Here is a 12,411-nt window from a genome sequence, read left to right on the forward strand (position 1 = left end):
TCAGGCCCGGGTGCGCTCCGTCCCCTCCGTACGGGTGACCCGCACCGCCGCGGCCTCGTAGGGCCGGAGCCGGACCGTCACGTGCCCGTCCACGCCGACCTCGACCAGCTCGTCGACCGGGTCGCCGAGGTACGTCGTCCGCTCGGCCGCGGCGACGTCGATCCCGAACCGCAGCCGGAGCGTGACCGGCTCCTCGGTGACCGACTGCAGCCGGACGACGGACTGCCGGTCGTCGTCCCCGGCGACGACCGACACGAGCCGCACGCGGTCGTCGTCGAGCGCCAGCAGCTCCGCGCTCGCCGTGTCGTCGTCGCCACGTCCTGCGGCGGGCACGGCGGCGAGCGGCCGGACCAGGTCGGCGGTGGTCTGCAGCGCGACGGCCTCGACCGCCTGACCGGCCGCGGCGCGCACGCCGACCGCGTACTCGAACGTGGCGGTGAAGCCCTGCTCGATCGGGAAGTTCGTGTCCCACACGTTGTTGTGGAGCCACGAGTAGACCGTGGCCGCGCGTGCCGGGCTCGTGCTCGCCGGGAACGGGGCGTACGGCAGTGAGATGGTGCCGGGGTGGACCAGGGGCGCGTCCTTGGTGACCCACACGACGGCGTCGTCACGGTCCTCCAGGCTGACCCAGTTGCGGATGGCGCGCATGTGCTGCGGCGCCCCGGGGACGTGCGCCAGGCCGTCACCGGTCACGCCACCCGAGACCTCGTAGCGGACCACGGGGTCGTCCGCCGCGAAGGGGAAGGCGAAGAACGCGCTCTCCTTCGTCCGCGTGACCGGCTTCTCGAGCCGGTTCGCGATGCGCAGCCGCGGTTCCCCCACCCGGAGGCGGAGCGTGACCGTCACGGCGTCGACGCCGACCGCCGCGAACCGGTAGACCAGGCGCTCCTCGACGGCGTCGGACACCCGCTCGACCAAGACCGCCGGGCCACCCGTGGTGCGCGAGGCGAGCAGTTCGAGCCGGTCCGAGCTCCAGAGCTTGTTCGCCAGGTGGTTCACCCCGGCGCCCGATGACCCGTACTCGTCGTAGACGTACGCGTTGAAGCCGGCCGGGGCGTGCTGCTCGACGACCTCGCGTCCGGTCGCCAGCTCGACGACGGAGCGGATCGTCGACGTCTGCGGGTCGACGGCCACCCGGAGGTACTCGTTCTGCAGCGTGAACAGGTCGGCCAGCGGGGTGCCGAGGGCGTCGTGGTGCCGTGGCGGCTCGGGGGCGACCCGACCGGGCAGCACGTCGAGCCGGACGAAGCCGAACGCGGGGACGTCGACGAGCTGCGCGCTCACCCACCGCCCGGACTCGCGGTGCAGGACGTTCGACTGCGCTTCCTCGACCACCGCGAGCTCCTGCCCGGTGCGGCCGTCCCGCAGCACCACGTGCGCGTCGAGCGGCACCGACGACTCCTTGAGCAGGAACCGTACGACACCGGTCCTGGTCGCGCCGGACGCGTTCGCGACGACGATCGACGTCAGGGCGTCCTCCGGCGCGGACACGGCATCCGCCAGGTAGACCAGGGCGTGCTCCTCGAGGTCGCGGCCGCGCTGGTGTCCCGTGAGGGCCTGCGCGACCTTCCACTGCCACTGGCGCTCGCCGGAGTCGTAGCCCTCGTCGCCGTGGGTCCACGAGTTGCTCGCACCCCAGGTGTGCTCGTTGAACATCGAGATCGCGTCCCAGGCAGCATCCGCGTCGGCGCGTTCCGTCGGCACGGCCTGGCCACCGAGCCACGCGGCCGCCTGGCTGAAGGAGCGGGCGTCGCTCACCGTCGCCTGGGCCTCGCGGGCGAGGGCGAGCGGAACTGCGGCGGAGCCGACGCCCTCCACCCACCAGTCGCCCCAGTCGCCCTCGACGGTGACCAGGTCGTCGCCGTGACGGGCCTCGGCCTCGGCGAAGAAGTCCTCGTTCGTCGAGACGCGCAGTGTGGGCGACGTCCAGGTCTCGTTCCAGCGACGGACGATCTCGGACAGGTGCAGCCGCGCGGGACCGTTGTCGCCCATGAAGCCCTGCGTGCGCAGGTGCAGGACGTCCCACGGGTAACCCGGTCGGCCCTCGGCCTCCTCGCCGTGGGCGCCGAAGACCCCGGGCGGGAACGGGTACCCGCGGGTCGCGAGCGCGGTCAGGTAGGCGGGCAGGTAGGTCTCGGCCGTCTCGTACGACTCGGTGAGCCCGACCATCGGGCCCTCCATGTAGGCCAGGCCGTGCGGGCTGTCGGTCATCCACACGACGACCTCGTTGCCGGCCGGGGTGCGCCAGCGGAACATGCGCGGCAGGTCGAGTGCGCCGTTCTGGTGCGGCATCGAGCGACCGGCCCAGTTGTGCGCGACGGCGAGGTAGCGGACGCCGACCTCGTGCAGCGCGTCCGGCAGGCCCGCCACCTGCCCGGGGACGTCGGTCTGCATGGCGGTGGTGAAGTCGATGCCGTACCGATCGCGGATGCGCCGGGCCTCGCGGAGCAGCTCGTGCAGCTCCTCGGTCGAGCACGTGTCGGTGTGCAGGTTGTACGGCATCGCGCTGAGCCCGATCGAGCCCTCCTGCACCAGGCGCACGAACTCCTCGACCTTGGCGGCGGGGCGGTGCCGCTCCCAGTCGGCGAACGCCCAGAGCGCCTCGACGTTCCAGCGGAAGCGGGACGCCTCCGGCCACTCACGTGTCGCTGCGGCGAGCTCGACTGCGGAGTCCAGGTAGGACCGCTGCGACGAGATCACGGTGGTCTGCGGGTCGGTGTAGCCGAAGTCGAAGTGCGAGTGGTGCACGATGTGCACCGACCACGGTCGCTGCGGCAGCAGGGTGAAGAACACGGTCTCGCTACCGGAGTCCGGCATCGCGAGCGTGACGTCCGTCGGTGCTTGCACGCTGCGGACGAGCAGGCGGACCGAGACGTCGTCGGGTGCCGCAGCGCGGCCCACGACCAGGTCCCCCTCGCCGTCGGTGAGGGTCACGACTCCGGCGGCAGCAGCCGCCTCGGCGTCGTCGAAGAGCAGGCGGACGCTCTGCACGGACTGGCCGTGGCGCTCGGTCTGCAGTGGCTCAGGGAGCACGCGGACCCGGGTGCCACCGATCGACGCGATGGCGGCGGTGGCGCGGTCGAGGAGGCCGGCGCGGGCCTCCAGGTGCGACCAGGGCTGCGCGGAGACGAGGGCGGGTTCGGTGGTCATGGGATGTCCTCTTCGGTGTGGGGCTGGACGGGGACGGTCGGGAGGCTCGGGGCGCGCCGGGAGGGTCAGGCGGTGGGGTTCAGCCCGCGTGCGAAGAACCGCTGGAAGGCGAAGAACACGATGATCGTCGGCAGCGACGCGACCAGGGCACCGGCCAGGGCGACGGGCGGGCCGTAGGTGGAGTAGTTGCCGGTCAGGTCCGCGAGCGTCGCCATGACGGGTCGGATGTTCGGACTCGACGAGAGCGTCAACCCGAACAGCAGGTCGTTCCAGATCCACGTGAACTGGAAGACGAACGCCGCCAGGAGCGCACTCGTCGACAGCGGCAGGTGGACCTGGAAGAACATCCGGATCCACCCGGCACCGTCGAGCGAGGCGGCTTCGCGGACCTCGGTCGGCAGTCCGGACATGTGCCCGCGGACGACGAAGAACGCGAACGGGATCGTCAGTGCGATGTAGACGAGCAGCATGCCGTACTGCGTGTCGAACAGCGACGCGGCGGCGTACCCGGTGAACAGGGGGGACAGGAACGCCTGCAGCGGCAGGATCGTGCCGATGTAGATCACCCAGAACCAGAAGGTCGGGCGTTTCACCGGCATGATCGTCACCGCGAACGAGGCGAGCGCGGCGATGAGCACGGCGGCGCCGGCCCCGACGACCGAGTACACGAGGCTGTTCACCATGCCCCGGCCGACGTTGGCGTTCTGGAACGCGATCACGATGTTGTCGAACAGCGACCACGAGGTCGGCCACCAGGACGGCGTCCCGGAGTAGTCGGCGCCCGCGGTGAATGCGTTGACGACGAGCAGGTACGAGGGGATCAGCCAGATCAGCGACACGACGGTCAGCACGACGGCGAGGACGCGGCGGGAGGTCTTGGTCATCGGTCGGCTCCTGCTACTGGGACGGACGGAGTTGACGGCGGAGGTACGCGTACGAGGCGACGACCACCACGACGGTGAGGAAGACCGCGACCGCGGCGCCGGAGCCGTACCGCGACAGGGTGAAGGTCTCGCGGTACATGGTGAGCGCGAGCGTCTCGGACGCGGTGCCGGGACCGCCGTTCGTCAGGAGCAGCACCTGGTCGAACACCTTGAGGCTGCCGACGATCGAGATCCCGACCACGACGACCGTCATCGGCCGCAGCTGCGGGAACGTCACCGCCCAGAACAGCCGCCAGCCGGAGGCACCGTCGATCTGCGCCGCCTCGAGGGTGTTCGACGGGATCGACTGCAGGCCGACGAGGAACAGGATCACGCACGCGCCGGTGGCCTGCCACGTCGTCGCGATGATCATCATCACGGTGTTGAGCGGCCACTGCAGCAGCCACTGCGAGACCAGCGGGTCGAGTCCGAGCTGCCGGAGCAGGGTGTCGAGTCCGCCGTCGGTGGTGAGCATGAACGTCCAGACGACCGCGGTGGCGGAGCCGGAGATCGCGTAGGGCAGGACGATCGCGAAGCGGGCGAGGCCGCCGAGTCGCAGCTTCCAGGTGCCGACCGCGATCGCGAGCCCGATGCCGACGGGCAGGAGGAGTGTCCCGACCACCCACATGAAGGTGTTGAGCACGGACTGCCCGAACGCCGGGTCGGCGAACATCGCCCGGTAGTTCTCGAGCCCGACCCAGCTGCGGGTGAACCCGTTGTCGTCGAAGAAGCTGCGGTAGATGGTGAAGACGAACGGCACGACGAGCAGGAGCACGACGAGCACGACCGCCGGGGCGAGGAACGCGCCGCCGGTCAGACGCGCACGCAGCGGTGTGGGCCGGTGGTCCACGGCGGGGCGTGACCGCGTGCTCGGGTCGACCGCTGTCTCCGGGACGGGTGGCTGTGTGAGGGTCATGCGGCGTTCCAGATCTTCCACTCGGTCCGGGCACGGTCCTCCATCGAACGGAGGGTGGCGGCGCCGTTGGCCTTCGACGGGTTCACCATGAAGGCGCCGAGGTCGGCGACGTTGCCCTCGACGAGCGGCGTCGGCGAGGCCTCCCAGTAGCGGGTGAGCTCCGTCGGCCCGGTGTCGGCGATGTCCCTCGCGAGGTCCTTCACCAGGTCGGACTCGGGGAGCGCCTCCGGGTTCGGGCTCGTGTCGCCGAGGAACCCGACCCAGGCGGTCTGCACGTCGGTGGCGAGCCAGTTCTCGGCGACCGCGACGGCCGCGTCGTGCCGGTGCGCCTTGACGGGGACGGAGAGCGAGCCGCTCTCGACGACGATCGCCGGTTCCGTCGAGCCGCGCGGTGGGACCCGGAAGAACCCGATGTCGTCATCGGCGAGCCCGGCGGCGAGCAGGGTGTTCGCGAACCACGTGCCGTAGAGCATCATGCCGAACTGGCCCTTCCCGACCAGGCCGGGCAGGTCGTTCGAGGTGACGTCCGGTGCCGAGAAGAACCCGTCCGCGTACATCCCCGACCACAGGTCCATCGCCTGCACCGCGGGGTCCTCGCGGTAGCTCGCCTCGTTCGTCGTCACCGCCTTGTAGTAGTCCGGGTCGATCGAGGCGAGGAGCTGCATGAACCAGATCTCCGCCTCCCACGTGGTGGCGCCCGGCGACAGGAACGGTGTGATGCCGGCGTCCTTGAGCGTCTGGGCGGCGTCCATGACGCCGTCGAAGGTGGTCGGGACCTCGATGCCGTGCTCGGCGAAGGCCTTCTTGCTGTAGAAGACGGCGTAGTAGCTCTTGTAGAGGGGGACCCCGTACGTCCTGCCGCGGTAGCTGAACGACTCGCGCTGCGCCGGGTCGACCCAGCCGCGCTCGATGACGGCGTCCCAGACGGGGTCGAGGTCGGTGAGGATGTCGGCGCGGGCGATGTCCTGCAGCCGGTAGCCGTTCGTCCACTTGATCAGGTCGGTCGTGCTGTCGGTCTGGGCCGTCATCCGGATGATCTGCCCGTAGTTCGCGACGCTCGCGACCGAACGGGACGTGATCCGGTAGCCGATGCGCTCGTCGAGCACCGCCGAGGCAGCCGCGTACCCGGGGCCCCAGGTGGGGTTGTCGCTGTTGAGGGTGACGGTGCCCGGGGCGGAGGGCCTGGTGTCGGAGCCGCGCGCGCAGGACGCCAGGGCCATCGCCAGGAGCCCACCGCCGCCGAGTGCGAGCGCGGAGCGTCGGGTCACGGCGGGCCCTCGGAAGATCGGGTCGGGCATCGTTCGTTCCATTCGCCAGTGAATTGATAACGTTACCAAGCAGAGCATACACACCCCGGGTTCGATGGCAAGGGGGCGGTCCGGTACAAAGGACACATGGAGCCAGCCGGAGACCAGGACCCCGTCGGCTCTGCGAGCGGCAGGGGTCCGACGGTCCGGAAGCCCACCATGACGGTCAAGGACATCGCCCGCGCGGCCGAGGTCAGTCCGATGACGGTCTCCCGGGTGCTGTCCGGGGGGAAGAACGTCCGGCCCGCGCTGCGCGAGCACGTCGAGAAGGTCATCGCCGAACTCGGGTACCACCGCAACGAGAACGCGCGCAGCCTCCGACCCGGGCAGCGCTCGGGCCTGGTCGGCGTGCTCATCACGAACATCGGCAACCCGTACTACGCGGGTGTGGTGCAGGGCATCGAGCAGGTCGTGGCGGCGACGGGGCGGCGCATCCTGGTCGCGACCACGAACGAGGACGCCGACCTCGAACGCCAGTTGCTCTCGGACTTCCTCGGTCGACAGGTGGAGGGCCTCGTCGTCGTGCCGGTCGGCCAGGACGCCGAGCGGTTCACGACCGCCCGGCTCAACGACGTCCCGCTGGTGCTCGCGTCGCGGACGGTCGCGGGGGTGGCGGCCGACGCGGTCCTCATCGACGACGTGCACGGTGCGCACGAGGCCACGTCGCTCATGCTCGAGGCGGGGCACCGCCGGATCGCCTTCCTCGGCAACAAGGTCACCGTCTCCACCGGGCAGCGACGCCTGCGGGGGTTCCGCGACGCCTTCGCGGACCACGGCTCCGAGCCCGACGAGAGCCTCGTGGTGCTCGGCCTGCAGGACACCGAGGCCGCGGAGGTCGCGATGCGCGACCTGCTCGGCAGGGCGGAGCCACCCAGCGCGGTCTTCGCCGCCAACAACCGGATCAGCACGGGCGCGATCCGGGCGATCGCGAAGGCCACGGCCGAGGGCGTGGTCGCGACGCCGCCGCGCCTGTCCCTGTTCGACTCGTTCGACTTCGCCGACATGGCACCGTTCCCGCTGTCCGTGGTCGACCACGACCCCGCCGAGCTCGGCCGCGTCGCCGCGCGGATGCTCCTGTCGCGGCTCGACGGGTCCGCTGGTGGGGAAGGGGCGCGTCTGGTCGAGCTGCCGGTGCACCTCGTCCACCACGACGCCACGGTCGGTCACTGAGGCTCCGGCTGGTCACTGTGGTTCCGGTCGTCCTCAGTTGCGACGGCCGGCCACCGGTCCCGAGCCCTGCTCCGCGCTGGAGGTTGCGGCGCACGGCGACGGCGGGGTTAGAGTTGCCCGACGTTTGGTAACGTTATCAACTCGAAAGGGGTCCCATGTCCACCTTCCTGCCGCCCGGGGTGTCCGCCGGCCAGTACGACAAGGCGCCGACGATCGACCTGCCACCCGGGCACCCGGTCTGGGTGGGGAAAGCCGCGTGGGAGCACCTCGCATCGCTGGTGGCCGGCCCCGGAGCGAGGACGCTCGCCGTGGACACCTACCCCGGGAGCGACCTCGAGGGGCTCCGGCGCGAGCTCGCGGCCGTCGCGCCGGACGCCGTCCTGATCGACGTCGAGGACGCCGCAGCCCTGCCGAACCAGGCCATCGAGGAGCGCATCGCCGCCAACCTGACCGACGACCGCGTCTTCGGGGTCCTGGGGCACCAGGTGCTCGCCGACTTCTACGACGCCGAGCGCCTCGGCGCCGTGGCCGACCGCATCCGCGGCGCCGAGGGGTCGGTCGTGGTCTACGGCTGGGGCGCGACGCTCGTGCCCGTGGAGTTCGACACCGTGGTGCTCGCCGACCTGGCGCGCTGGGAGATCCAGCGGCGGCAGCGCGCCGGTGCGCCGAACTGGCGCGCGGACAACGCCGACGAGGACCAGTTGCGGAAGGTCAAGCGCGGCTACTTCGTCGAGTGGCGGGTGGCTGACCGGCACAAGCGCACGCTGTTCGACCGGATCGACCTGCTGCTCGACGCGAACGGTTCCATGGTCGACGCCAAGCTCGTCGAGGGCCGGACCTTCACGCAGGGCCTGGAGACGGCCAGCCGTCGCCCGTTCCGGGTGGTGCCCTTCTTCGACCCCGGGGTCTGGGGTGGCCAGTGGATGAAGGAGGTCCTCGAGGTCGGGGACGCCGACAACTACGCGTGGTGCTTCGACTGCGTGCCCGAGGAGAACAGCCTGCTGTTCCGCATCGGCGAGACCGTGGTCGAACTGCCGGCCCTCGACCTGGTGCTCCGCCACCCCCGTGAGCTGCTCGGTCGGAAGACGTACGCCCGGTTCGGCGCCGAGTTCCCGATCCGCTTCGACTTCCTCGACACGATGGCGGGCGGCAACCTCTCGCTGCAGGTCCACCCCCTGACCGACTACATGCAGAACGTGTTCGGCATGCCGTACACGCAGGACGAGAGCTACTACCTGCTCGACGCGAAGGACGACGCGGTGGTGTACCTGGGCCTCCGCGACGACGCGGACCCCGAGGCGATGCAGACCGCGCTCCGGACGGCGGCGAGTGGCGGTGCCCCGTTCGCCGCCGAGGAGTTCGTCAACACCTTCCCTGCGGCGAAGCACGACCACTTCCTCATCCCGGCGGGGACCGTCCACTGCTCCGGTGCCGACTCGATGGTGCTCGAGATCTCGGCGACCCCCTACATCTTCACCTTCAAGATGTGGGACTGGGGTCGGGTCGGCCTCGACGGCATCCCGCGCCCCGTGCACCTGGACCACGCCTTCGCGAACATCCAGTGGGACCGCAGGACCGACTTCGCGCGCGACGAGCTCGTCGACCAGGTGACCGAGGTGGCCCGTGGGGACGGTTGGGTCGAGGAGCGCACCGGCCTGCACGAGCTCGAGTTCATCGAGGTCCGGCGGCACTGGTTCGAGGGCGTCGTGCCGCACGACACGGACGGCACCGTCAACGTCCTCAACCTGGTCGATGGGGCCGAGGCCGTCGTCGAGAGCCCGGACGGTGCGTTCGACCCGTTCGTCGTGCACTACGCCGAGACGTTCATCGTGCCGGCGAGCGTCGGTCGCTACACGATCCGCCCGTGGGGGCGCGGCGAGGGGCAGCGGCTCGGGACGGTGAAGGCGTCGGTGCGCGGCACCGGTCTCAGCGACTGATCCGCGGTACCGACGCCACGAGGCCGTCGCCCGGTGGGGGCGACGGCCTCGTGCATCGGGCTCGGTGTCAGCGCGCGGCGTTCCCGCCGTCCCACGCGACGGCGGCACCGACCAGCGGCGCCGAGGAACCGAGCAGCGCGGGCACGACGGCGACCGCGACGCCCGCCGACGTGAGGCCGGCACGGAACGGCGGCGCGACCACGTCCCACGAGCGGGCGATCGACCCGCCGACCACGACCACCTCGGCGTCGAACCGGTCGACCCAGGTGGCCAGTGCGGCGCCGAGCGCCCCCAGTGCCGCTTCCAGGACCTCCGCGGCTGCCCCGTCGCCGGCCCGTGCCAGGGCGCAGACCTCCTCGACGGACCGGTCCTCGCCGGAGCGCTCGCGGTGGGCGTCCCGCAGCGCCGGCGAGGACATCGTCTGCTCGAGCGGACGGCCGTCGATCGTCAACCGGTGCACCTCGCCGTGCGGCGGCACCAGGGGGCCGGAGTCGACCTCGGCGCCTCCCTGCAGGAACGCCGACCCGACGCCGGTCCCCAGCGTCAGGCAGACCACCCGCTCGGCTCGTCGTCCGGCGCCGGCCGCCCACTCGCCGATGCCGTAGGCCACCGCGTCGTTGCAGAACCGGACGGCCTGCGGGGCGACCCCGAGCCGGTCGGCGAACGCACCGCGCAGGTCGACGCCCGACAGGGATGCGAACTTGTCGACGCCCTCGAACGAGCCGGACCCGGCGGCGTAGTCGAACGGCCCGGGCATCGCGACGGACCAGCCGCGCGGCGGCGCGCTGTCGGCAAGCCCGTCGACGACCGCCCGGGCCGGTGCGGTGAGCTGCTCCAGGAGGACGTCGAGCGGAGCGTGCGGGTCGACGACCGCAGCGTGCTCCGTCCACGGGTGCCGTGCCTCCAGTCCGGCTCCCGGCGCGGCCGCCCGCGCCGACGGAACGCGTGCCGACGGATCGAGTGCTGCCGGACCGAGTGCCGCCGGGTCGAGTGCCGCCGCCGTGACGTGGCTCCCGCCGACGTCCACGACGCCGACGGGAGCCCGTCCGGTGCTGCGCTGCGTGGTCAAGCGACCTCGCCGAACCGGTCGGAGGACCATCCGAGGACGGCGAACAGCTGCACCATCGCGGCCTGGTCCAGCGTCGCGGCCGGGCGGTCCCACGCGGGGTCGCCGCCACCGCTCGGCTGGAAGTGGAACAGCCCCGTCGCGGCATCGCGGTTGTCACGCCAGGTGACGGTCGCGTACTGCTCGAGCGCGGCGCGGTACGCAGGGTCGTGCTGGACGGAGTCGAGCAGGAGCAGGTCCTTGAAGTAGAAGGCGTTGAACACCGCGGGCTGCTGCTGCAGGCGGTTCTCGGCGGTCCAGTACCGGAGGGATGCCCGGGCCGCGTTGGACGCCTGCTGCAGGTACTTCGGGTCCTCCGTCGTGCGGAACAGGATGGTGGCCGTGCCGATCATCGCACCCGAGTTGTACGTCCAGAGGGTCGGGTCGACCGTGCCGTCGTCGGCGATGCTGTTCCGGTACAGGCCCGCGGACTCCTTGAGGCAGCGGTTGTTCCAGGAGTACAGCTTCGTGCTCCAGCGCAGGTAGGACGACTCTCCGGTCTCCTCGTACAGGTGGGCGGCGAGCTGCGCGGACAGACCGGTGACGTTCGCGGCACGGGTGGTGTTGTCCGGTCGGTCGATCCAGTCCGAGCCGCCGGGGCAGGTCAGCGTGGTGTCCGGGTTCCAGCCGCGCACGGCGATGTCGAAGGCACCACGTGCCCGGTCGAGGTACCCCGGGTCGGAGGTCGCCTGGTACTGGCTGACCAGCGAGAGCCCGACCACGGCGTTGTCGTCGTAGTAGACGTCGCCGCCGGTCCCGATCGGGGCCGGGAGGTACGACTCGTACCCGGCGCGGCCGCCCGGTCGGACGGCGTGGTACCGCTCGAAACCGTCCACGCGCGCCACGGCGGCGTTCGCCCAGGCGGGGCCGACGGCGTCCATCCCCTGCAGGTCGAGGGCCGCCTGGGTCGCCTCGCGGTACTCCCAGAGGAACGAGTACGGGTTCCCGACGGTCGTGTCGGTGTTCTCGCGGTAGAGACCGTGGCCGGCGGCCCCCGTGTACAGGTGGTCCTGCATCGCGTCGTAGGTGGCGCTCGCACGTTGCTGCCAGACGGGGTCCGGGGCGGCGCTCGCGGCCAGCGCCGTCTGTGGGGCTGCCGTCACCCCGACGCCGAGGGCGATCGTGGCGGCGAGCACCTGCACGGTGCGCCTGGTCCTGGTCGTTGTCATGGCACTCTCCTTTGAGTTGGTATCGTTACCATAACCCAGTTCGCCCACTTCGTCCCGCCGACGCACGCCGTGACCCGATGGGACCACGGCCTGTCCGAGCGGTCGGACGTCGTCGGCACCGTCGCCTCCTGGTACCAGTGCGGAACCGCACGCGCCGTTCTCGGTACTGCCCCGGCGGCATGCGGACGCCTCGCTGACGTGAGCGTGGGGAGAGGGTCCCGGTGCCGGGACCCTCTCCCCACGGACGGCCGCACGAGCGGGCGCGCGGCCGCAGTCCTCGTCAGACCTGCTCGTTGTCCGGGGACTCGGGCTCGCCGCCCGAGTCGACGTCGCTGTCCTGCTGCGGGTCCTCGGTCGCGTTGCCGGTGGACGAGCCATCGGGCAGGTCCTCGGTGCGCTGGAACTCGCTCTCGGGGGCGTCCGTGGAGCCGTCGGTCGGGCTGTTCTGGTTCTGCTGGTCACTCATGCGGCGGACGCTACGCGGGTCCGGCTCAATCACCGTCCGGCCAGCGGCGTCCCCCGTCACGCGTGGCGCCCACTGCGCTGTCGCTCGCCGTGGATGCGGCCCCGGGAGCAGCCCGTCCCCCGGGTTTGTCACAGAATGATAACGACGCTGAACTCGTCCAAACCGTTCGGTGGTGGGTGTCGAATCCCTTGCATCGACCGGGAGACACCCGGAAGCGCTCACCAGCCGCAGGTTGCTGGTTCTCCACCCCTTTCCGGGGTGTGTTCGG

Annotated in this window: 9 protein-coding genes; 2 read left to right on the forward strand and 7 right to left on the reverse strand. The window is 71.3% G+C overall.

All coding sequences use genetic code 11. The features are described 5' to 3' along the window. The 4 genes from DEJ23_RS13855 to DEJ23_RS13870 all read right to left on the reverse strand — a co-directional run bounded on the left by DEJ23_RS13855 (window position 1) and on the right by DEJ23_RS13870 (window position 6,257). On the reverse strand, window positions 1–3,150 hold the full coding sequence (locus DEJ23_RS13855; protein WP_111240819.1) for a glycoside hydrolase family 38 C-terminal domain-containing protein: 3,150 nt from the start codon (window positions 3,148–3,150) through the stop codon (window positions 1–3). 65 nt (window positions 3,151–3,215) lie between these two features. After that, entirely contained in the window at window positions 3,216–4,034 is an 819-nt protein-coding gene (locus tag DEJ23_RS13860) for a carbohydrate ABC transporter permease (protein ID WP_111240820.1), read from the reverse strand. A gap of 13 nt (window positions 4,035–4,047) precedes the next feature. After that, window positions 4,048–4,989 carry a carbohydrate ABC transporter permease gene (locus DEJ23_RS13865; protein WP_111240821.1) on the reverse strand — a complete coding sequence of 314 codons (942 nt, stop codon included), beginning with the start codon at window positions 4,987–4,989 and terminating at the stop codon, window positions 4,048–4,050. Then, window positions 4,986–6,257: an ABC transporter substrate-binding protein gene (locus DEJ23_RS13870; RefSeq protein ID WP_181429275.1), complete on the reverse strand. Its 1,272-nt coding sequence runs from the start codon at window positions 6,255–6,257 to the stop codon at window positions 4,986–4,988. The genes DEJ23_RS13865 and DEJ23_RS13870 overlap by 4 nt, the downstream gene beginning before the upstream one ends. Window positions 6,258–6,383: 126 nt before the next feature. Here DEJ23_RS13870 and DEJ23_RS13875 point away from each other — a divergent pair, with 126 nt between their 5' ends. Together DEJ23_RS13875 and DEJ23_RS13880 are read left to right on the forward strand one after the other, a co-directional pair. Then, complete coding sequence (locus DEJ23_RS13875) at window positions 6,384–7,466, forward strand: LacI family DNA-binding transcriptional regulator (RefSeq protein WP_111240823.1); 1,083 nt, start codon at window positions 6,384–6,386, stop codon at window positions 7,464–7,466. Between the two features lie 155 nt (window positions 7,467–7,621). After that, a complete protein-coding gene (locus tag DEJ23_RS13880) occupies window positions 7,622–9,403 on the forward strand; it encodes a class I mannose-6-phosphate isomerase (protein WP_111240824.1) in 1,782 nt (593 codons plus the stop codon). Window positions 9,404–9,470: 67 nt separating this feature from the next. On the opposite strand, the gene DEJ23_RS13885 is transcribed toward DEJ23_RS13880, so the two are convergent. From DEJ23_RS13885 to DEJ23_RS13895, 3 genes are all read right to left on the reverse strand, one after another. Further along, window positions 9,471–10,472 carry an ROK family protein gene (locus DEJ23_RS13885; protein WP_220034236.1) on the reverse strand — a complete coding sequence of 334 codons (1,002 nt, stop codon included), beginning with the start codon at window positions 10,470–10,472 and terminating at the stop codon, window positions 9,471–9,473. Beyond that, window positions 10,469–11,677, reverse strand: a complete 1,209-nt coding sequence (locus DEJ23_RS13890; protein ID WP_111240826.1) for a glycoside hydrolase family 76 protein — start codon at window positions 11,675–11,677, stop codon at window positions 10,469–10,471. Before DEJ23_RS13890 ends, DEJ23_RS13885 begins: the two co-directional genes overlap by 4 nt. A gap of 280 nt (window positions 11,678–11,957) precedes the next feature. Beyond that, entirely contained in the window at window positions 11,958–12,143 is a 186-nt protein-coding gene (locus DEJ23_RS13895) for a hypothetical protein (protein WP_111228060.1), read from the reverse strand. Window positions 12,144–12,411 lie beyond the last annotated feature (268 nt).

Origin of the sequence: Curtobacterium sp. MCSS17_008 (assembly GCF_003234185.1) — a bacterium.
Taxonomy (GTDB): domain Bacteria; phylum Actinomycetota; class Actinomycetes; order Actinomycetales; family Microbacteriaceae; genus Curtobacterium.